Source organism: Pseudomonas sp. GW823-FHT02C05, from assembly GCF_058797595.1.
The window spans coordinates 416,031-437,854 of sequence record NZ_JBXAJU010000005.1; the positions used below are offsets into that span (position 1 = coordinate 416,031).

Below are 21,824 nucleotides of genomic sequence, written 5' to 3' on the forward strand. Positions count from 1 at the left end.
TCGCCGGCAGCCGGCTCCTGGGTGGCCTCAGAACCAGGCGTCCTGCATGCTCAGGCAGGTATCGTCCCGCGCTTCCAGCAGTGCCAGCTCGTGCTGGCAGCCTGGCACTTCCCAGGTCAGGAAGTAGCGCGCGGCCTGCAACTTGCCCAGGTAGAAATCCCGATCCGCCGCCACTGCTCGCGCCAGTCCTTCCTCGGCCCGGATGGCCTGTTCCAGCCAGCGCCAGCCGATCACCGCATGGCCGAAGGCTTTCAGATACAGCGCCGAGTTGGCCAGGGTGCCGGTGACCTTGCCGCTGGCCAGGTCACCCAGCAACCCCAGCGTCACGTTTTGCAGGCGCGTTATCAGTTGTTCCAGGGGCAGGCGCAGGGCGTCCAGTGATTGATGGGCGCGGGCCCGCTCGCCGGTCTCGGCAATCAGGCGTACCAGGTGCTTGAGCCCGGCGCCGCCGTTCTGCGCCAGCTTGCGTCCCAGCAGGTCCAGGGACTGGATGCCGTGGGTGCCTTCGTGAATCGGGTTCAGGCGGTTGTCGCGGTAGTACTGCTCCACCGGGTACTCCCGGGTATAGCCGTGGCCGCCGAGAATCTGGATCGCCAGTTCGTTGGCCTTCAGGCAGAACTCTGAAGGCCAGGACTTGACGATCGGGGTCAGCAAGTCCAGCAGTTCGTGGGCCTGCTGGCGCTCGGCCGCATCGGCCAGGGTGGTGGTGTCGTCAAACAGCCGCGCCGCGTATAGCCCCAGGTCGAAGGCGCCTTCGACGTAGGCCTTCTGGGTCAGCAACATGCGCCGCACATCGGCGTGCTGGATGATCGCCACCGGCGCGGTGCTCGGGTCCTTGCTGTCCGGCAGGCGACCTTGCGGGCGTTCGCGGGCGTATTCCAGGGAATACAGGTAGCCGGCGTAGCCGAGCATCACCGCACCCATGCCGACGCCGATCCGTGCCTCGTTCATCATCTGGAACATGTAGCTCAGGCCGTGATGGGGCTTGCCCACCAGATACCCCACGCACTGGCCGTTATCGCCGAAGTTCAGCGCGGTGGAGGTGGTGCCGCGCCAGCCCATCTTGTGGAACAGCCCGGCCAGCAGCACATCGTTGCGCGGCCCCAGGCTGCCATCGTCGTTGACCAGGAACTTGGGCACGATAAACAGCGAAATGCCCTTCACCCCGGGCGGCGCGTCCGGCAGCTTGGCCAGGACCATGTGCACGATGTTTTCCGACAGCGGGTGGTCGCCGCCGGAAATGAAGATCTTGTTGCCCTTGAGCCGGTAGCTGCCGTCGGCGGCCGGTTCGGCACGAGTGCGGATATCCGATAGCGACGAGCCGGCATGGGGCTCGGTCAGGGCCATGGTGCCGAAGAAGCGACCGTCGATCATCGGCTGCAGGAAGCGTTGTTTCTGTTCTTCGGTGCCGAAGCTCTCGATCAGGTTGGCGGCGCCCATGGTCAGGAACGGGTAGGAGGTCGAGGCCGCGTTGGCCGCCTGGAAGTGGGCGAAGCAGGCCTGGGACAGCAGGGTTGGCAGTTGCATGCCGCCGGCCTCGAAACTGCGGGCGGCATTCAGGAAGCCGGCTTCGAGGAACGCATCCACCGCCGGTTTCACTTCGGGGATCAGCACCGCCTGGCCGTCTTCGTAGCGTGGCTCGTGCTCATCGCCCTTGCGGTTGTGCGGGGCGAAGAACTTCTCGGCGATGCTGCGGGCGGTGCCCAGGGCGGCGTCGAAGGTTTCCCGGTTGTGCTCGGCAAACCGCTCGCGCTGGGTCAGGCCCTCGGCGTCGAGTACCTCATACAGTTCGAAGGCCAGATTGCGGGAACTGAGCAGCGTCTCGGACATGGCGGCATACCTGTGGGATAGGGAATGGGCCGAGTCTAGGCGCGTGAATGAAGGCTGGATAGCAAGATTGATGTGGGTGATAAAGATGCCAAACAGGCACAGCCCCTGTCGCCGCTGCCGAAGGCTGGGATTAGTCCCGCAGGAACTTCGGCGGCAATGAAATCGCTACGGCCGTTCCGGCCGATCGCAGCCTGCGGCAGCGGCTACAGGAAATGGCGTCGGGCAAAAAAAAGAGCGCCGCTGAGGGCGCTCTTTTCCATGGTGCTGACTATCGGCTTCAGCCGATGGTCATCAGGCTGGCGTTGCCGCCGGCCGCTGCGGTGTTGACGCTCAGGGCGCGCTCGATCACCAGGCGCTCCAGGGCAATCGCGGTCTCGCCCTGGGACAGACCCTGGACGCCAACAATGGCTCCGGCACGCTGGGCCACCTGCTGGCAGACGCTGCGCAGCTGGTCGGAATCACCGTGGTGCAGGACGGCGTCGAATACCACTTCGTCCTTGCTCCAGTCGGCCACGCGCTGGATGCGTGCCTGGACTTCCTTCGGCAAGCGGGCGAACAGCGCCTTGCTGATCTCGCTTTCCGGCCACACCGCCGAGCCACCGACGGCCAGCACGGCTGCCAGTTGGGTCAGCAGGTCACCCTCGACTTCCGCCAGGCACAGGACGTGCTCGCGGGGCAGGATGGCGTAGCTGTTGCGCTCGCCGGTAGGGCCGGTCAACTGCCGGGTGATGCCGCTCTGGGACTGGCCGGCGAACTGTTTGCACAGGATCGCCAGTTCCGCCAGCTTGCTGCTCTCGGCCCAGGCTTGCAGGGCTTTCAACGGCTTGCTGAGGACTTCGCGCAGGCGCAGGTCCGGGGCGTTCTCGGCGTCGCCACGGGCAAAGGACTGCTCGATGGCATCCACCGGGCGGGTCGACAGCAGGCGGTACAGGTACAGCGGGCCGCCGGCTTTCGGGCCGGTGCCCGACAGGCCTTCGCCGCCGAACGGCTGCACGCCGACCACGGCACCGACGATGTTGCGGTTGACGTAGACGTTACCGGCGTGGACGTTGTCCACCACCTTGGCGATGGTCTCGTCGATCCGGGTGTGCACGCCCAGGGTCAGGCCGTAGCCGGAAGCGTTGATCTGGGCGATCAGCTGGTCGATTTCCTTGCGCTTGTAGCGCACCACGTGCAGCACCGGGCCGAAGATCTCGCGCTGCAGCTCATCGAAGCTTTCCAGTTCGATCAAGGTCGGCATGACAAAGGTGCCGCGCTTGCATTCTTCACTGTCGGCAATGGCCATCTGGTACACGCTGCGACCTTTGTCGCGCATGGCCTGGATGTGCTTCTCGATGCCGGCCTTGGCTTCGGCGTCGATCACCGGGCCAATGTCCACCGACAGGCGCTCCGGGTTGCCCAGGCGGTTTTCGGCCATGGCACCCTTGAGCATTTCGATCACGCGGTCGGCGGAATCTTCCTGCAGGCACAGGACCCGCAGGGCCGAGCAACGCTGGCCGGCACTGTCGAAGGCCGAGGACACTACGTCGATGACCACTTGTTCGGTCAGGGCCGAGGAATCGACGATCATGGCGTTCTGGCCACCGGTTTCGGCGATCAGCGGGATCGGCCGGCCCTGGTTGTCCAGGCGCCCGGCGATGTTGCGTTGCAGCAGGCGCGCAACTTCAGTGGAGCCGGTGAACATCACGCCCTTGACGCGCTCGTCACCCACCAGGCGGGCACCGACGCTTTCGCCCTGGCCCGGCAGCAGTTGCAGCACGCCTTCGGGAATCCCGGCTTCGAGCAGCAGGCGTACGGCCTGGGCGGCTACCAGCGGAGTCTGTTCGGCCGGTTTGGCCAGGACCGGGTTGCCGGCAGCCAAGGCTGCGGCGACCTGGCCACTGAAGATCGCCAGCGGGAAGTTCCATGGGCTGATGCACACCACAGGACCCAGCGGACGGTGGGCGTCGTTGCTGAAGTCGTTGCGGGCCTGCACCGCGTAGTAACGCAGGAAGTCCACGGCTTCACGCACTTCGGCGATGGCGTTGGCGAAGGTCTTGCCGGCTTCGCGGGCCAGCAGGCCCATCAGCGGCTGGATCTCGCCTTCCATCAGGTCGGCGGCGCGTTCGAGGATTGCAGCGCGTTCGGCCGGCGGCGTGGCCTGCCAGATCGGTGCGGCGTTGAGGGCGCACTGGATGGCGTTGTCGACGTCTTCCACCGTGGCTTCCTGGACATGGCCCACCACGTCGCGATGATCCGACGGGTTGAGTACCGGCGCCGGGGTTTCGCTGCTGGCGGCGCAACCGAGCATCGGTGCGGCTTTCCAGTTGTTGTGGGCGGTGGCCAGCAGTGCGCAGGACAGCGACGCCAGGCGGTGTTCGTTGGCCATGTCGATGCCGGCGGAGTTGGCCCGCTCGGCGCCATACAGGTCACGCGGCAATGGAATGCGCGGGTGCGGCAGGCCGAAGCCGCCTTCCAGGGTGGCCATCTGTTCGATCTGGGTCACCGGATCGGCCACCAGTTCCTGGATCGAGATCGACTGGTCGGCGATACGGTTGACGAACGAGGTGTTGGCGCCGTTTTCCAGCAGCCGGCGTACCAGGTAGGCCAGCAGGGTTTCGTGAGTGCCGACGGGTGCGTACACGCGGCACGGACGGTTCAGCTTGCCCTCGGCAACCTTGCCCACCACTTGCTCGTACAGCGGTTCGCCCATGCCGTGCAGGCACTGGAACTCGTACTGGCCGGGGTAATAGTTCTGACCGGCAATGTGGTAGATCGCCGACAGGGTGTGGGCGTTGTGGGTAGCAAATTGCGGGTAGATGACTTCCGGCACCGACAGCAGCTTGCGTGCGCAGGCGATGTAGGAAACGTCGGTGTATACCTTGCGGGTGTAGACCGGATAGCCTTCCAGGCCTTCGACCTGGGCGCGCTTGATCTCGCTGTCCCAGTAGGCGCCTTTCACCAGGCGGATCATCAGGCGGTGACGGCTGCGACGGGCCAGATCGATGACATAGTCGATTACGTACGGGCAGCGCTTCTGGTAGGCCTGGATCACGAAGCCGATACCGTTCCAGCCGGTCAGTTGCGGCTCGAAGCACAGGCGCTCCAGCAGGTCCAGGGACAGCTCCAGGCGGTCGGCTTCCTCGGCGTCGATGTTCAGGCCGATGTCGTACTGCTTGGCCAGCAGGGTCAGGGACAGCAGGCGCGGGTACAGCTCTTCCATCACGCGCTCGTACTGGGCGCGGCTGTAGCGCGGGTGCAGGGCCGAGAGCTTGATGGAGATGCCCGGGCCTTCATAGATGCCGCGACCGTGGGAGGCCTTGCCGATGGAGTGGATGGCCTGCTCGTAGGACGCGAGGTACTTCTGTGCGTCGTGCTCGGTCAGTGCGGCTTCGCCGAGCATGTCGTAGGAATAGCGGAAGCCCTTGGCTTCGAACTTGCTGGCGTTGGCCAGGGCTTCGGCGATGGTTTCGCCGGTGACGAACTGTTCGCCCATCAAGCGCATGGCCATGTCCACGCCCTTGCGGATCATCGGCTCGCCGCTCTTGCCGATGATGCGGCTCAGGGAGGAGGTCAGGCCGGCCTCGTTGTGGGTCGACACCAGCTTGCCGGTGAGCAGCAGGCCCCAGGTGGCGGCGTTGACGAACAGCGATGGGCTGTTGCCCAGGTGCGGCTGCCAGTTGCCGGTGCTGATCTTGTCGCGGATCAGCGCGTCACGGGTGCCCTTGTCGGGGATGCGCAGCAGGGCTTCGGCCAGGCACATCAGTGCCACGCCTTCCTGGGACGACAGGGAGAACTCCTGCAGCAGGCCCTGGACGATACCGGCACGGCCGCCGGCGCTCTTCTGGTTGCGCAGCTTCTCGGCGATCGAGGCGGCCAGCTTGTTGGCCGCTTCGGCGGTGGCGGCCGGCAAGCGCGCCTGCTCCAGCAGCATCGGCACCACTTCCGGTTCCGGGCGGCGGTAGGCGGCGGTGATCGAGGCGCGCAGCACTGACTGCGGGAGAATGCTTTCGGCGAACTCCAGGAAGCATTGGTGAGCGTGATCGGTCTGTACCTCGCCGGCATCCTCGCCGTCTTTGGCGGTGGCACTGCTCAGCTCGGTCAGGGTTGCACCACCCTCGAGTTTTTCCAGGTAATTGAAAATCGCCTGCTTGATCAGCCAGTGCGGCGTACGATCGATCGAGGCCGCGGCGGCCTTGAGGCGCTCGCGGGTAGGGTCGTCGAGTTTGACCCCGAGGGTGGTGGTAGCCATATTTTTATCCTCATGTTTGCCACGCACGTGTGGCATCAGCTGGCGGCAAGATTATCCGCGCACTGCAATAGGTGCAACCGGGTGCAACCCATTTTTAGCTGGAAAAAGAAGCAGCTTGTCAGGAATAAAATTCCTGCACGGAGTGGCTTGCCTCCTACTGGTGCCTTTACTTCTGAAAACGCCATTTTTTGCTCCAAAAAGGAGCAAAAGCGTCGTCAACGACCAGTTTTTGGACAAGGTGCAACTGATTCGGCGCAAATTGGTTGCACCTTGTTCGTCTTGTTGCATAGGATTCGCGGCCAAGGTGCAACCGTCCTGCAGGACTGGTTCATCGGCTGATGGCTTTCCTGGGGAAACATCAGTCATAAATGCGCGGCCCGCCTGATCGTCTCCCAAGCGTCATCGTTTGGCGGCGGGTGGCAGTGGCCGCCGCACCATAAAAACAAAGCCAGGGCGTAACTCAATGAGTGCAAGCAATCCAACCTTGATCACCTTCGTGATCTACATCGCGGCAATGGTGCTGATCGGCTTCATGGCCTATCGCTCCACCAACAACCTTTCCGACTACATTCTTGGCGGCCGCAGCCTCGGCAGCGTGGTCACCGCGCTTTCCGCCGGTGCTTCCGACATGAGTGGCTGGCTGCTGATGGGCCTGCCGGGCGCCATCTACATGTCCGGTCTTTCGGAAAGCTGGATCGCCATCGGCCTGATCGTCGGTGCCTACCTCAACTGGCTGTTCGTGGCCGGCCGCCTGCGGGTGCAGACCGAACACAACGGTGACGCGCTGACCCTGCCGGACTACTTCTCCAGCCGCTTTGAAGACAAGAGCGGCCTGCTGCGGATCATCTCTGCGGTGGTGATCCTGGTGTTCTTCACCATCTACTGCGCCTCCGGCATCGTCGCCGGTGCCCGCCTGTTCGAAAGCACTTTCGGCATGCCCTACGAGACAGCGCTGTGGGCCGGTGCGGCGGCAACCATTGCCTACACCTTCGTTGGTGGTTTCCTGGCAGTGAGCTGGACCGATACCGTCCAGGCCACGCTGATGATCTTCGCTCTGATCCTGACGCCGATCATCGTGCTGCTGGCGACCGGTGGCGTGGACACCACCTTCCTGGCCATCGAAGCCAAGGACCCGACCAACTTCGACATGCTCAAGAACACCACCTTCATCGGCGTGATCTCGCTGATGGGCTGGGGCCTGGGCTACTTCGGCCAGCCGCATATCCTGGCGCGCTTCATGGCCGCCGACTCGGTGAAGTCGATTGCCAAGGCCCGTCGCATCTCCATGACCTGGATGATCCTGTGCCTGGGCGGCACCGTGGCGGTGGGCTTCTTCGGTATCGCCTATTTCTCGGCGCACCCTGAGGTGGCCGGCCCTGTGACCGAAAACCCTGAGCGGGTGTTCATCGAACTGGCCAAGCTGCTGTTCAACCCGTGGATCGCGGGTGTGCTGCTGTCGGCCATCCTGGCGGCAGTCATGAGTACCCTGAGCTGCCAGCTGCTGGTGTGCTCCAGTGCCCTGACTGAAGACTTCTACAAAGCCTTCCTGCGCAAGCACGCTTCCCAGCTGGAACTGGTGTGGGTCGGCCGCGCCATGGTGCTGGTGGTGGCGCTGATCGCCATTGCCATGGCCGCCAACCCGGAAAACCGCGTGCTGGGCCTGGTGAGCTATGCCTGGGCCGGGTTCGGCGCGGCCTTCGGCCCCGTGGTACTGATTTCGGTGATCTGGAAAGGCATGACCCGTGACGGCGCGCTGGCCGGCATCATCGTCGGTGCCGTCACCGTGATCCTGTGGAAGCATTTCGCTCTGCTGGGCCTGTACGAAATCATCCCGGGCTTCATCTTCGCCAGCCTGGCGATCCTGCTGGTGAGCAAGATGGGCACGCCGAGCGCCGGCATGGTCCAGCGCTTCGAAGCGGCCGAGAAGGATTTCAAGCTCAACCACTGAGTGCGCAGATCCTGCCCTGATTCCCCGGGGCGCTGAAGAACGGCCCGCTGCGTCACCGCAGCGGGCCGTTTTTTTTTGCGTCCCGTAGCCGCTGCCGCAGGCTGTTAACGAGGGGCGCTCGGAGGGACCGCAAGGCCCTGCGGGCCTTTGCGCAGCCTCGCCATGGCTCGGCTGCGGCTACAGGGTCAGTGCAGCTCGGTGTCGGGCTGGTTGAGGAATATCAGTACGCCCAGGATCGCCATGTAGAACTTGAACGCCGCGTCCTGGCCGTTCCAGGCCTTGGACTGCCACATCATGAACCACTCGCCGCCAACCACCATGAAGCCGAAGAACCAGACGCAAAAGCCCAGGCAGAAGCCGGCAATGGCCCAGCGCTTGGCGCGGTTGAAGTCGCTGGCGACACCGTGCCGGGCCAGCCACAGGTGCAGGGCGCCAAACACCAGCAGCGCGCCGGTCAGGGCTTCGCCGGCGATGATCAGCCAGTAACCGGCATTCCACAGCAGCGGCAAGGTCAGGGCGCGGTCGGTGGCGCTGTTGCCGGGGAAGACGCTGTCCATGCTCAGCACGTGCTGGACAAAGGCGAAGTTGGAACCGTAGTCGCTGATGTTGTTGTAGGCCACCAGCAGGGCGAAGGCCGCCACTGCCAGGGTCATGGTGATCTTGACGTAACGCACAATCATGTCGGGTTCCTTTGCGGGTGATCAAGGGTCCTGGGGGCTGGAGAGGGGAGAGGCGTGGGTGCCAACGCGCTAGGCAATGGCCCTGGCGCAGAACGCCAGGGCCGGGGGTCAGGCTTGTTGCAGTGCCTGGTCCAGGTCTTCGAGCAGGTCTTCGATGGCCTCGATGCCTACCGAGAGACGGATCATCTCCGGCTTGACCCCGGCCTTGGCCTGCTCTTCTTCGTTCATCTGCCGGTGAGTGGTGGACGCCGGGTGGCAAGCCAGGGACTTGGCGTCGCCGATGTTCACCAGGCGCTTGAAGATCTGCAGCGCATCGTAGAAGCGCACGCCCGCGGCATAGCCGCCCTTGAGGCCGAAGGAGAGGATCGCCGACGGCTTGCCCTGCATGTATTTGCGCGCCAGTTCATGGTGCGGGTGGTCGGGCAGGCCGGCGTAGCTGACCCAGGCCACCAGCGGGTGGGCCTTGAGGAACTGCGCCACCTTGAGGGCGTTGTCGGTGTGGCGCTCCATGCGCAGGGCCAGGGTTTCCAGGCCTTGCAGCAACAGGAAGGCGTTCATCGGCGCCAATGCTGCGCCGGTGTTGCGCAGCGGCACGGTGCGGGCCCGGGCGATAAAGGCGGCGGGGCCGAACTTCTCGGTGTAGACCACGCCGTGGTAGGCCGGCTCCGGGGTGTTGAGGCTGGCGAACTTCTGCGGGTGGTCGGCCCAGGGGAAGTTGCCGCTGTCGACGATCACCCCGCCCAGGGAGTTGCCATGGCCACCGACGTACTTGGTCACCGAGTGCACCACGATGTCGGCGCCGAACTGGATCGGCTTGCACAGGATCGGCGTGGCCACGGTGTTGTCCACCATCAGTGGCACGTTACGGGCGTGGGCGGCCTGGGCCAGGCCCTCGATATCGACGATGTTGCCCGCGGGGTTGCCGATGCTCTCGCAGTACACCAGCTTGGTCTTGTCGTCGATCAGCTCGGCAATGGCCTCGGGGGAGTCGTCCCGGGCGAAACGCACTTCGACCCCGAAGCTGGGCAGCAGGTGGGCGAACAGGGTGTAGGTGCCGCCGTACAGCTGGGGCGTGGAGACGATATTGTCCCCGGCCTGGGTCAGGGTCTGGATCGCGTAGTGGATGGCGGCACTGCCGGCGGCCACCGCCAGCCCGGCGATCCCGCCTTCCAGGGCGGCCATGCGCTGTTCCAGCACATCGTTGGTGGGGTTCATGATGCGGGTGTAGATGTTGCCGGGCACATCGAGGTTGAACAGGTCAGCGCCGTGCTGGGCGTTGTCGAACTCGAAGGCGACGTTCTGGTAGATGGGCACGGCCACGGCCTTGGTGGTCGGGTCCGACTTGAATCCATGGTGCAGCGCAATCGTTGCGTCTTTCATAAATCCTCGACTAAGGGCTTGTCACCAAGCGGTAACAGACCCTGGCTAATCCATTAATGAGCACAGCCAGGCAGGTCGTGTGCCCGCGCAGCAGTCAGTGGTCCCGTGTGTCTGAGTCGCCAGCAACCGTTTGATGTGCCCGCCGCTTGGCCGCGGGCAGGCGCGTCAGTGTCCAATAGGCGCGGCGGATGGGCAAGGGCCCCGAGGTGCGGCAGGAAAGGGCCGGCCATCCATGGCCGGCGGGCGGTTTCAGCGCGGCTGGGACCAGCCCTGGGAGCGCTTGACCGCGGCGCTGAAGGTGCAGCGCCAGGCGTCTGCCGTGGCCCGGTCGATACGCGGCCGGTAGTCGGTGCGGGTGTTGTCCAGCTCTGGCAACTCCAGCCCCAGGCCGCGGGCGGCGAGGGCGGCGCAGCCCAGGGCGGTGAGTTCGTCGAAGCGCTGGGTGACTATGGTGCGTTGCAGGATATCGGCCAGGAACTGGGCGAAATACGGGCTGCGGGCCAGGCCGCCGTCAATCGACAACTGGTCGGTGACGTTGAGGTGATCGTCCATCGCCGTGATCACTTCGGCGCTGCGCAGGGCCACGCCTTCCAGTACCGCCTGGCACAGGTCCTGGCGAGTGGTGGCGGCGTTCATGCCGATCCATACCGCCCCGGCACTGCGGTCCCAGTGCGGGCAGGCAAGCCCGGACAAGGCCGGGACAAACGCCAGCTCGCGGGAAATCGCCGGTGGCTGATCGAAGGCTGCCAGTTCCGAGAAGTCGCTGAACAGGCCCAGGCGCCCGGCCCATTCCACTGCGGCGCTGGCGTCGTACACGCCACCGTCCATGGCATACACCGGTTTGCCGTCGGCCTGCCAGGCGACGGTGGCCAGCAGGCCTTTCTCCGGGGCGCGAATGATCTGTTCGCCTGTGACTGTCAGGGCGAAGGCGCCGGTGCCGAAGGTGATCTTGGCGTCCCCCGGCTCCCGGCAGCCGTGACCGTACAGCGAGGCTTGCTGGTCGACCACCGAGGCGCTGATGGGGGTCTGGCCGATGCGTCCGAAGTCGCCGACCGTGGCGCGGATTTCCGGCAGGGCCTGCAGGGGCACGCCGAACAGCTGGCACAACTGCGGGTCCCACTGGCCGGTGGCGAGATTCATCAGCGAGGTGCGCGAGGCGGTGGTGATGTCAGTGGCGTAGACCCCGGTCAGGCGATCGAGAAAGTAGGCATCGGTGGTGCCCAGGCGCAGGCGGCCGGCACTCAGGGCGGCCTGTGCCGCCGGCAGGTTGTCGACGATCCAGGCCAGCTTGCTGGCGGAGAAGTAGGCATCCAGGGGCAGCCCGGCCCGTTCCAGGGTCAGGGCTTCGGCGCCGCTGGCGCGCAGTTCTTCGATGCGCGCGGCGCTGCGGTTGTCCTGCCAGACGATCACCGGCGACAGCGGCGCGCCACTGACGGCGTCCCAGGCCAGGCAGCTTTCACCCTGGTTGGCCAGGCCGATGGCGTCGACCCGGCCGGTGGCTTCCAGGCAGCGTTGCAGGTTGGCCAGCAGCTCCAGCGGGTCGTGTTCGACCCAGCCCGGGCGCGGGTGATGCTGCTGGTGGCGCAGCGCCAGTTGGATATCGGCACGGCCTTGCATGTCCACGACCAGTACGCGGGTGCTGGTGGTGCCCTGGTCAAGTGCGGCTATTCGCATGGTCATTTCTCTTGTTGTGGGACGGCCTGGTCGATGCAGATGTCCAGTTGGTCGAAATGTTCCGGCAGGTGCAGGTCCTTGATGGGGATCAGCAGGCGCCGTTCCGGCAGTGCCGAGACCGGTCGGCTCCAGAGCTCCAGGCCCTGGGCGCGGACCCGCAGGGTGCCACTGACCGCCTGGCTGACCCGCAACTGGATGTGCGCCAGGCCCGCCAGTTCGCCGCGCACCAGGCGGCCCGGCACGCCGAGCTTGATCGGGGCGGCGTACTTCAGGGTCAGGGCGTCATTGGCATCGGGTAGCTGGCCGCTCAGGGCCAGGGCCATCAGGCTGCCGATGCGCCGCCCTTCGCGGTAGGACCAGCCGGCCGTCTCGATTGGCCGCAGCAGGTTGCCGGCGGCAAAGTAGGCCGGGTCCGAACAGCGGCCGTACTGGTCGATCTTCGGCCCCCCGCTGCCATTGTCCAGTTGCAGGTGGCTCAGGCGCACCAGGCTCGACTCCGGGGTGAACTGGCCGGTGAGCAGCACGCCGTCGCAGGAAATGTCGCGAACCTGGCCGTCGGCCAGGCGCACCCGGGCCGACTCCACCCGGCCACACCCATTGATCGCCAGCAGCTCGGCGCCAAAGTGCATGGGGATGCCCAGCAACCTTGGGAACACCGACAGCGGCCAGCGGGCGGTGGCTCGTTTATTGGCTTCCAGCACCGCCACCGGACGGATACCGGCGCGTCGGCAACTGAGCACGGCAGACAGGCTGACCAGTTCGGTGCCGATGATCAGGGGCCGCTCGAAAGGCTTGAGGTGCTGCACATAGAGGAAGTTCTGCAAGGCCCCGGTGTTGATCACCCCCACCGGGCGGTCGCCGGACAGCAGGCGCGCCGAGCGCGGGGTTTCCCGGGCGCCGGTGGCGATCAGCACCTTCTGTGCCTGGATCTGCCGTGGCCCGTCTGGAGTGGCCAGGCGCAACAGGCCGCCGGGTTCCAGGCTGACCACCGTGTGTCGCAGCAGCAGGATCACGCCGGCTTTCAGCGCGGCTTCGACATTGCGCCGGGCATAGGCCGGGCCGCTGAGAAGGCGCTGGTACTCGCGCATGCCGAAGGGCGGGTGGGCACAGTGCCGGGGAATGCCGCCGGCTTCGCTTTCACGTTCGATGACAATCACCGGGCCGATACCCTGGCGCCGCAGTTCGATGGCCGCGGCCAGGCCCGCCGGGCCGCTGCCGATAATGGCCGCTTCGGCCTGAAGAAGTTCAGTGCTGTTCATGGCAACGACCTGTGGCAAGAGGGACGGCCAGTTGGCTGGCGCTGAGTTCGGCGACCTGGGCCGAGCAATAGAAACCCTGGCAGCGGCCCATGCAGGCGCGGGTGCGGCGCTTGAGCCCGCCCAGGTCGCCAGGTGGCAGGGGGCTGTGCAGGGCGCTTTCTATTTCGCGCCGGGTCACCAGTTCGCAATGGCAGACGATTTCGCCATAGCCGGGGCGCTGCCAGTCGCGGGGCAAGTGCTCCGCCAGATTGGGCATCTGTGGCCAGACCGGTTCGCGCACCGGCTGGTGCTGGCGGCGCTGGCTGTACAGGCCGTAGACATGCCGGGCAATACCCAGGGCGGCGGTGAGCCCGGTGGAGCGGATGCCGCCGACGGTGATCCAGTGCCGGGCGTGGTCGGCCTGGATCCGGTACTCCTTCTTTTCGCTGGCGGGGCGCAGCCCGGCGTAGGTGGCGGTGACCGGCATCCCGGCGAGGGCGGGAATCCGCTCCACGGCGGCATCGATCAGGCTTTGCAGGGTCGGGCCGTCGAGCCCTGCATGCACGCGGTCCTCCTGCTCTTCGGCGGTGGGGCCCACCAGCAGGTTGCCGTACACCGTGCGGGTCAGGACTATGCCCTTGGTGCGCTCGTTGGGTACCGGCAGGACGATGCGCTCCAGCAGTGTGGCCGCGGCCTTGTCGAAGACCACGAACTGGCCCTTGCGCGGCATGATGCGAAATTCGCTGTGGCCCAGCAGGTTGTGTTCCAGGGTGTCGCCGAACAGCCCGGCGCAGTTGATCACCTGGGCGCTGCGCAGGGTGCCCCGGTTGGTGTGCAGGGTCCAGGCGTCGCCATCGAACTGGCCTTGCTGCACCTCGCATTGCAACTGTACGCGGGCGCCATGGGCCATGGCCTGCTGCAGGTAACCCAGGGGTGCGGACCAGGGGTCGATCAGGTGCTCGTCGGGCACCAGCACCGCGCCCACGGCGTGATTGGCCAGGTGCGGCTCCAGGGCGAGGATCTCGCTGCGTTCCAGCAGGCGTACGTTGTCTACCCCATTGGCCTGGGCCTGGGCGAGGATCCCCGGCAGCCTGGCCTGGTCCTCGGCGTTCCAGGCCACTACCAGCGCGCCACTCTTGAGCAGTGGCAGGTTCATGGCCGAGTGGATTTCCAGGTATTCCTGGTAGCCGGCCTGCATGCACTGCAGTTCCAGGCTGCCACTGGGGGCGTCGAAGCCGGTGTGCAGGATGGCACTGTTGGCCTTGCTGGCGCCGGAGAGAATGTCGCTGCCCTTTTCCAGCAGCACCACCCGTGCCCCTTCCAGGGCGAAGCGCCGGGCCATGGCGCAACCGACGACCCCGCCACCGACGATGGCCACATCGAAAGTCACATTGTTCGGATAAAGTTCGGTCATATAAATGCCTGTTTCCTGCGGTAACGCCCAAGGATCTGTGCAGGAATCAAAGCATAATGCGGGCCATGATTGTTGTTTTTATTTTCTATTCGGTCATATATCGGTCATTTCGGTGTGGTTTTCGGTGGCGCCTGCAGCAACGGCCCTGGTTCAGGGCTGTGGCACCAGATGCACCTCCACGCCGGCTTTCTCCAGCGCTACCAGCAGCTCTGGGCCGGGCTGGCGATCGATCACCAGGCGGTCTATGCGCTCCAGAGGGAACACCTTGAACAGGCCGCGGCGTTCCAGCTTCGAAGAATCGGCGATCACCGTCAGCTGGCGGGCCTGGGCAATCATGGCGCGGGCCACTTCGGCTTCTTCGATGGAGAAGTCCATGGCGCCGTCTTCATTCAGCGCGCCAATGGTGATCACCGCATGCTCGGCGTTGAAACGGGTGATCTGTTCCAGGGCCAGGGTGCCGACGTTCTGTGTCGAGTCGGGGCGATATTCACCGCCGATCATGAACACCCGATTGCCCGACTCGCCAATGCAGCCGGCAATCGGCAGGGAGTTGGTGATCACTGTCAGGCGGGTGTGCTGCGCCAGTTCCCGGGCGAAGAACAGGGTGGTGGTGCCGGTATCGATGAAGATGCTGTCGCCCGCGCAGAACAGGCCGGCGGCGTAGCGGCCGAGGGCGCGCTTCTCCTGGGCGTGTTCGTTCATGCGGGTCTGGAAGGTGTTTTCGTGCTCGCCGGTGGGGGGCAGGGCCGCGCCGCCGTGGAACTTGGTGACCAGGCCGCTTTCCGCCAGGTCGCTGAGGTCGCGGCGGATGGTTTCCTGGGACGTGGCAGTGATGCGCGCCAGCTCTTCCACAGAAATCCGCTCCCGTTGCCGCAGGAGTTCGAGAATGTGCTGTCGTCGTTCGTTGGGGCGCATGGTGTTTTCCGTTTAGTGGTACTTCGCCACACAAATGGGCGTTTTTTGTTACTTACGCACACTCCTGGTTCAGGAATGTGCTGATTCGGTCAAATTCGATGGAAAAGTTAAGCATTTACTTGCACGTTTCACAATGGCCCGCAGTCATGGGGTTGGCTCCGGACTCACGGCAGGTCGGGCCAATGTTGCGAAGGTGCATTGACCGAAATATGGTTGTTTTAAAGTAAAAACCACAACTAATACACATTGTGGCACGGGATGTGCCCTGTGTTTCATCACCTGGTTCATCGTTCTCCTTGGCGATGAGTGACCAGAGCTGGCCTCGACAAGAACTTCCCCGGCGGGGGAAACCTATAAATGACGCTCAGAGAGATGAACCCACATGGCTGAATTTGGAAACTACGTCATTTACCTGATCATGCTCGGCGCCGTGATCGGCGCCCTGTCATCCATCATCAAGCCCGAGAGCGGGCTGGGTAAGGAGTTCGTCAACGGTATCCACTCCATCGGCCCGGTGTTCCTGGCCCAGGCCGGGATCATGGTGGCGATTCCCTACCTGTCCCAGGGCATTTCCCACGCCCTGGGGCCGTTCTTCAACGCCTTGGGTTCGGATGTTTCCATCGCGGCGCTGTCGATCATTGCCGTGGACATGGGCGGCTACCAGCTGGCCAACGCCCTGACCGCCAACCGTGACCTGTGGATCACCGCGATGCTGGTGGGCTACACCTCCGGGGCGACCATCGTCTACCTGATCCCGGTGGGCCTGACCATGCTCGAGCGCAAGGACCACAAGTACCTGGCCCTGGGTGCCATGGCCGGGCTGATCAGCATTCCGTTCGCGGTGCTGATGTCGCTGCTGATCATCACCGCTACCCACTTGCCGGTGCGGGACATCGTTTCCACCAACTCCGAGGCGTTGTACTACCTGTCCCTGGGCTTCGTCGACATGCTCAAGCTGCTGGCGCCGCTGTTCGTGTTCTGCTTCCTGCTGGCGGCGGGGCTGCGCTACCGGCCGCAGATGATGGTCAGGGGCTTCCTGGTGTTCGGCAAGATCATGGACGCGGCGATCAAGCTGATCCTGGCCCTGAGCATCGTCGAGCACTTCACCAAGTTCTTCAGCATCAACTTCGGCGGCTGGGGCTTCGACCCGATGTTCGCCGACGAAAAGGAGCTGTTCCGGGCGATCGAGATCGCCGGCTACATCGGCATCATGCTCGCCGGTACCTTCCCCATCTGCTACCTGTTCCAGCGCTACTGCAAGAAGCCCATGGAGCTGCTGGGACGCCATCTGAACCTGTCCAGCACCGGTGCCGCGGGGTTCATCATGGTGTTTGCCAACATCATCGCCACCTTCCACCTGTTCAAGCACATGACCGCCCGCGACAAGGTGCTGTGCGTGGCCCTGGGGGTCTGCGCCCAGGCACTGATCGGCGACCACCTGGCCTTCACTGCGAACTTCCAGCCAAGCCTGATCCTGCCGATTCTGCTCGGCAAACTGTTTGGCGGCCTGCTGGCGGTGGCGATCGCCATCCGCATCTCGGTGCCGGCCGCCCAGCGCTATGAGCTGCAAGAGCAGGAACAGGCGGCAGCCTTTGCCCTGCAACCTGCGCGGGCCTGACGGCCCGCATCACCTATCCCTGAAATCGAGGTAACGATGCGCAAGATTTTCCTGGCCTGCCCCTACAGCCATTCCGAGCCGGCCGTCATCAACGAGCGTTTTCTCCAATGCAACCAGGTCGCGGCGCAGATACTGGAAGCCGGCCATGCGGTGTTCAGCCAGGTGAGCATGTCCCACCCGATCAACCTGTGCCTGGCGGGCAAGGACAATGCCGCCATCGGCAAGCTCTGGGCGCCGGTGGATGCGCTGTACATGGCGATGATGGAGGAGCTGATCGTGCTCGACCTGCCGGGCTGGAAGGACAGTGGCGGGATCAAGCGCGAGATCGAGGTGTTCGAAACGTCCGGGCGGCGGGTCAGCCTGTGGTCGCAAGTCAGTCACGAGTTTGTCTGAAACCCTGGCCGTGCCCGTCGTCGCCTGCGCCGGGTACGGCCCCGCTCTGAACTGACGACAGCCTGCGCACAGGGTAAACTTGCCCCCCTGCGCAGGAGCAACCATGAACTATCGTCACGCCTTCCACGCCGGCAATCACGCCGACGTCTTCAAACACCTGACCCTGACCCGCCTCATCGCCCTGATGTCGCGCAAGGAGCAGCCGTTCGCCTACCTCGACAGCCACGCCGGTATCGGTCTGTATGACCTCAAGGGCGACCAGGCCACGCGCACCGGCGAGTACCTGGAAGGCATCGCCCGCCTGTGGGGCGACGAGGACCTGCCGGCGCTGACCGCCGATTACATGCAGGTGCTGCACAAGATGAACCCCGATGGCGAGTTGCGTTACTACCCGGGCTCGCCGGAACTGGCTCGGCGCCTGACCCGTTCCCAGGATCGGGTGCTGCTCAACGAGAAACACCCGGAAGACGGCCTGCTGCTCAAGGACAACATGAAGGGTGACCGGCGGGTAGCGGTGCACCTGGGCGAGGGCTGGCACGTGGCCCGGGCCCTGCTGCCGGTGGCGGAAAAACGCGCGGTGATGCTCATCGACCCGCCTTTCGAGCAACTGGACGAGATGCAGCGCTGTGCGGCCTCGCTGAAGGAAGCCATTGGCCGCATGCGCCAGACCGTGGCGGCCATCTGGTACCCGGTCAAGGACCAGCGCGCCCTACGACGCTTCTATCAGGACCTGGCCGGTACCGGTGCGCCGAAGCTGCTGCGGGTGGAGTTGCTGGTGCATCCGCTGGATACGCCCAACAGCCTCAACGGTTCGGGCCTGGCGATCGCCAACCCGCCTTGGGGCCTGGAAGAGGAGTTGCGCGAGCTGCTGCCCTGGCTGTCGAAGAAGCTGGGCCAGACCCAGGGCGGCTGGCAGATGGACTGGTTGATCGCGGAGTAAGGGGGCGCTGGCCAGCCAGCTCCTGCGGAAGGTTGCAGGAGCCGGCTGGCCGGCGCAAGGACTCAGATCGGGCAGGTCACGCCGGTGCCGCCGATCCCGCAATAGCCTTCAGGGTTCTTCGCCAGGTACTGCTGGTGGTAAGCCTCGGCGAAGTACACGGTCGGCGCTTCTCCGATTTCCGTGGTGATGGTGCCCAGGCCGGCCTTGGTCAGCTCCGCCTGGAACACGTCCCTGCTGTGCAGCGCCTGCTCCAGCTGGGTCGGATTGGTGGCGTAGATCACCGAGCGGTACTGGGTGCCGATGTCATTGCCCTGGCGCATGCCCTGGGTCGGGTTGTGCAGTTCCCAGAACATCGCCAGCAATTCCTTGTAGCTGACCTTTTCCGGCTCGTACACCACCAACACCACTTCGGTATGCCCGGTCAGGCCCGAGCAGACTTCTTCGTAGGTCGGGTTCGGGGTGAAGCCGCCGGCATAACCCACGCACGTGCTGAACACGCCTTCGCGCTGCCAGAATCGCCGTTCGGCACCCCAGAAACAGCCCAGGCCGAAGATGGCGAAATCCACATTGCCCGGAAACGGGCCCAGCAGCGGGTTGCCGTTGACGTAGTGTTCGGCAGGTAGGGCCATGGGGGTTTCACGGCCAGGCAGAGCTTGTTCTTTGGTTGGAAGCACGTTTTTGTTCACCAGAATTTCCGAGCGCAAGACCATGTTGCAGTCCTCCAGTCAGGTTGGGGAGTCAGTCAGTCGATAGACACGCAGTTTGCCCGAGTGTTACAGCGCTGTCAGGCAATTGGGCCACGAGGATAACGCTTGAGCTTGGCGATCAGCTCGGAGCCGGGAATCGGTCGGTCGAACAGGTAGCCCTGGCCCACGTCGCAGCGGTGGCGGCGCAGGAAGGCCAGTTGCTCGGCGGTCTCGATGCCTTCGGCGACCACCTTGATCTTCAGGTTGTGGGCCATGGCGATCACCGCGGAGGTGATTTCCATGTCGTCCTGGTTGTCGGGGATCTCGTGGATGAAGCTGCGATCGATCTTGATGATATCGATGGGGAATTTCTTCAGGTAACTCAGGGACGAATAGCCGGTGCCGAAGTCGTCCATGGCCAGGGTCAGGCCGAGTTTTTTCAGTTGTTCCAGCTGCTGGTGGGTGTCGTCGGTGGCTTCCAGCAGCAGGCCCTCTGTTAGCTCAAGCTCCAGCAGCGAGGAGGGCAGTTGTTCTTCCTTGAGGATGCTGGCGATGGAGGCCACCAGGTCCGGGTCGGAAAACTGCTTGGGCGACAGGTTGATGGCTACGTGCAGGTTGCCCATGCCGGCGGCGGTCAGTTGCTTGCTCATGCGGCAGGCCTGGCGGGCGATCCACTTGCCGATGGGGATGATCAGGCCGGTTTCTTCCGCCACGCTGATGAACTGGTCGGGGCGGATCATGCCCTTTTCCGGATGGTTCCAGCGCAGCAGCGCCTCCATGCCCAGCAGGCGGCCGCTGCGCAGGCACAGCTTGGGCTGGTAGAACACGTCCAGCTCGTTCTGGGTCAGGGCGCGGCGCAGGTTGTTCTCGACGAACAGTTTGTAGCTGGCCTCGGCGTTCAGCGCCTCGGTGAACACCTGCACCTGGTGCTTGCCGTTGGCCTTGGCCTTGTGCAGGGCCAGGCCGGCGTTGCGCATCAGGGTCTGCGGGTCACGGCCGTGCAGCGGCGCACTGGCCAGGCCCACGGAGCCGGTGACGCTGATCAACTGGTTGTCGACGAACATCGGCTTGTCCAGGGTCATCAGCAACTGGCTGGCGATCTGTTGCCCGGTTTCCAGGTCGGTGTTGTCCAGCAGCACGGCGAATTCGTTGCTGGCGAAGCGCGCCAGGCTGCCGCTGGGGCTCAGGCTGTTGCGCAGGCGCCGGGCCAGGCTGATCAGCAGTTTGTCGCCGGTCTGGTGGCCGAGGCTGTCGTTGATCCGCTTGAAATTGTCGATGTCCACCAGCAGCAGGCTGATCGGGGTATCGCTGTCTCGGGCAAAGCGTTCATCGAGGTTGCGGATGAAGGCGGGGCGGTTGCCCAGGTTGGTCAGGTTGTCGGTGTAGGCCAGGCGCTCTATGCGCTGCTGGGCGAGCTTGGTCTGGGTGATGTCTTCGTAGATGCCGATGTAGTGGGTCAGCTCGCGGTTGTCGCCATACACCTTGGAGATCGACAGCTGGCCCCAGTAAGGCTCCAGGTTCTTGCGCCGGCTCTTGAACTCGCCCTGCCAGCTGTTGCTCTTGGCCAGGCTGGACGGAGCGTCGAACAGCAGCTCGCTGAGGTTTTCCAGGGCCGGCAGTTCGGATAGGCGGTGGCCATGGACCTCTTCGGTGCTGTATTGGGTGATCGCCGTGAAGCTGGGGTTGACGTACTCCACCACGCCGTCGCAATTGACCAGCAGGAAGGCGTTGGCGCTCTGTTCCACGGCGCGCTGGAACAGGTGCAGGGCGCTGGTGGCGGCCCGCCGGTTGTGATTGTTGATGACCTGGGCGAACTGGTCTGCCAGTTCGCCGGCGAAGGCGATCTCGTCGGACTGCCAGGCCCGGGTCATGCCGGTCTGTTCCAGGCACAGTACGCCGACGACCTGGCCGTCGATGCGAATGCTGGCGTCGAGCATGGCGTTGACGTCCCGCGGGCGCAGGCTCTCGGCCATCTCCCGGGTTCGCGGGTCGCGCATGGCGTTTTGCGCGTCAATGGCGCGGCAGCTGTGCAGGGCTTCCAGGTAGTCGGGAAAGCTGCTGGCGTCGATGGACTCCGGCATGCGGTATTCCTGGGGGCCGCGGTGATAGGCGGCAATCGGCACCAGTTGCTGGTCTTCCAGGTTCCAGATGCTGGCGCAGTCGATCTGGTAGATGTCGCAGGCGCTGCGGGTAATCAGTTCGGCAGCTTCCTTCAACGAATTGCCGGTGCTGTAGCGCTGGCGGGTCAGGAGCAGGATCAAATCCTGCTGCGCACGCACCCGTTCCAGGTGCTGCAATTGCTCCTGCTGGGCCCGCTGGTTGAGTTCCAGGGCGATCTGCAGGCGGGTGTTCTGGGTTTCCAGATCCAGTGCCGGCAGCGCCGAAGCATCGCTGAACAGCCCTTCGACCACCAACAGGTAGCCGCGCAGCAGGTGCCGGTTGTGCTGTTTGTAGGCTTCGCCCAGCTCGAGGATGCTCAAGGGCCCCTGGGCGGTGTGCAGGGTATAGCGGATCAGGTAATGAGAGCTGTTGCTCAGTTGCTGCTGGATGGTGTCGTGCAACTGATAGCGGGCTTCGGGCTCCATCAGGCTGGCATAGGGCGAGCCGACCAGGGCGCAGAGTTCGACGGCGGGCAGGCCGAACTGGCGTTCGCAATTGGGATCGAGAAACAGCAGCGCCCAGCTCGCTTCATTCAGCCGTTCGAAACGCAACATGCCGAGCCGCGAGGGCACAGGCAACTGCGTCACTACCTCGGCCGCCATACGGCTGGCGGCATCGGGTTGGCTTTTCATGGGGAAACTCGCTTCGAAATTGCTGATCGCGCCGGGCTCACGCCCTCTTTACTGTTGCCTGCGGCAAGGTTGCATCATGGCGCAT

Annotated in this window: 15 protein-coding genes; 5 read left to right on the plus strand and 10 right to left on the minus strand. The window is 64.5% G+C overall.

Going from position 1 to position 21,824, the window contains the following annotated elements:
- Positions 1-27: 27 nt before the first annotated feature.
- Together AC1RGE_RS27100 and putA are read right to left on the minus strand one after the other, a co-directional pair.
- Positions 28-1,830, minus strand: coding sequence for an acyl-CoA dehydrogenase (locus AC1RGE_RS27100; RefSeq protein WP_492585342.1), 1,803 nt, complete (start codon positions 1,828-1,830; stop codon positions 28-30).
- Positions 1,831-2,107: 277 nt separating this feature from the next.
- Entirely contained in the window at positions 2,108-6,061 is a 3,954-nt protein-coding gene (gene putA, locus AC1RGE_RS27105) for a trifunctional transcriptional regulator/proline dehydrogenase/L-glutamate gamma-semialdehyde dehydrogenase (protein WP_492585344.1), read from the minus strand.
- 81 nt (positions 6,062-6,142) lie between these two features.
- Between putA and AC1RGE_RS27110 the strand changes: the two genes are divergently transcribed.
- Entirely contained in the window at positions 6,143-6,400 is a 258-nt protein-coding gene (locus AC1RGE_RS27110) for a hypothetical protein (protein WP_134532534.1), read from the plus strand.
- A gap of 124 nt (positions 6,401-6,524) precedes the next feature.
- Complete coding sequence (putP, locus tag AC1RGE_RS27115; protein ID WP_011058869.1) at positions 6,525-8,009, plus strand: sodium/proline symporter PutP; 1,485 nt, start codon at positions 6,525-6,527, stop codon at positions 8,007-8,009.
- A gap of 185 nt (positions 8,010-8,194) precedes the next feature.
- Here the strand turns inward: putP and AC1RGE_RS27120 are convergent, their stop codons facing one another.
- The 6 genes from AC1RGE_RS27120 to AC1RGE_RS27145 all read right to left on the minus strand — a co-directional run bounded on the left by AC1RGE_RS27120 (position 8,195) and on the right by AC1RGE_RS27145 (position 15,310).
- Positions 8,195-8,689, minus strand: coding sequence for a DUF2165 family protein (locus AC1RGE_RS27120; protein ID WP_123431206.1), 495 nt, complete (start codon positions 8,687-8,689; stop codon positions 8,195-8,197).
- Between the two features lie 108 nt (positions 8,690-8,797).
- Positions 8,798-10,069, minus strand: coding sequence for an O-acetylhomoserine aminocarboxypropyltransferase/cysteine synthase family protein (locus AC1RGE_RS27125; RefSeq protein ID WP_019093026.1), 1,272 nt, complete (start codon positions 10,067-10,069; stop codon positions 8,798-8,800).
- Between the two features lie 249 nt (positions 10,070-10,318).
- Complete coding sequence (locus tag AC1RGE_RS27130; RefSeq protein WP_401261808.1) at positions 10,319-11,743, minus strand: FGGY family carbohydrate kinase; 1,425 nt, start codon at positions 11,741-11,743, stop codon at positions 10,319-10,321.
- Positions 11,744-11,745: 2 nt separating this feature from the next.
- On the minus strand, positions 11,746-13,002 hold the full coding sequence (locus AC1RGE_RS27135; RefSeq protein WP_065364861.1) for an NAD(P)/FAD-dependent oxidoreductase: 1,257 nt from the start codon (positions 13,000-13,002) through the stop codon (positions 11,746-11,748).
- On the minus strand, positions 12,989-14,395 hold the full coding sequence (locus AC1RGE_RS27140; protein WP_015633904.1) for an NAD(P)/FAD-dependent oxidoreductase: 1,407 nt from the start codon (positions 14,393-14,395) through the stop codon (positions 12,989-12,991). The genes AC1RGE_RS27135 and AC1RGE_RS27140 overlap by 14 nt, the downstream gene beginning before the upstream one ends.
- 150 nt (positions 14,396-14,545) lie before the next feature.
- Complete coding sequence (locus AC1RGE_RS27145) at positions 14,546-15,310, minus strand: DeoR/GlpR family DNA-binding transcription regulator (protein ID WP_492585346.1); 765 nt, start codon at positions 15,308-15,310, stop codon at positions 14,546-14,548.
- 382 nt (positions 15,311-15,692) lie between these two features.
- Between AC1RGE_RS27145 and eutH the strand changes: the two genes are divergently transcribed.
- The 3 genes from eutH (at position 15,693) to AC1RGE_RS27160 (ending at position 18,261) form a co-directional block, all read left to right on the plus strand.
- Positions 15,693-16,928, plus strand: a complete 1,236-nt coding sequence (gene eutH / locus AC1RGE_RS27150) for an ethanolamine utilization protein EutH (RefSeq protein WP_011058876.1) — start codon at positions 15,693-15,695, stop codon at positions 16,926-16,928.
- A 36-nt stretch (positions 16,929-16,964) separates the two neighbouring features.
- Positions 16,965-17,321 (plus strand): DUF1937 family protein, encoded by a 357-nt coding sequence (locus AC1RGE_RS27155; RefSeq protein WP_011058877.1) that lies wholly within the window; start codon positions 16,965-16,967, stop codon positions 17,319-17,321.
- A 103-nt stretch (positions 17,322-17,424) separates the two neighbouring features.
- On the plus strand, positions 17,425-18,261 hold the full coding sequence (locus AC1RGE_RS27160; protein WP_011058878.1) for a 23S rRNA (adenine(2030)-N(6))-methyltransferase RlmJ: 837 nt from the start codon (positions 17,425-17,427) through the stop codon (positions 18,259-18,261).
- Positions 18,262-18,323: 62 nt separating this feature from the next.
- On the opposite strand, the gene msrA is transcribed toward AC1RGE_RS27160, so the two are convergent.
- The gene (gene msrA / locus AC1RGE_RS27165) at positions 18,324-18,971 is read right to left on the minus strand and encodes a peptide-methionine (S)-S-oxide reductase MsrA (RefSeq protein WP_492585348.1); all 648 of its coding nucleotides are present in this window, start codon (positions 18,969-18,971) and stop codon (positions 18,324-18,326) included.
- Positions 18,972-19,045: 74 nt separating this feature from the next.
- Positions 19,046-21,739, minus strand: a complete 2,694-nt coding sequence (locus tag AC1RGE_RS27170; protein WP_011058880.1) for a sensor domain-containing phosphodiesterase — start codon at positions 21,737-21,739, stop codon at positions 19,046-19,048.
- Positions 21,740-21,824: the final 85 nt, after the last annotated feature.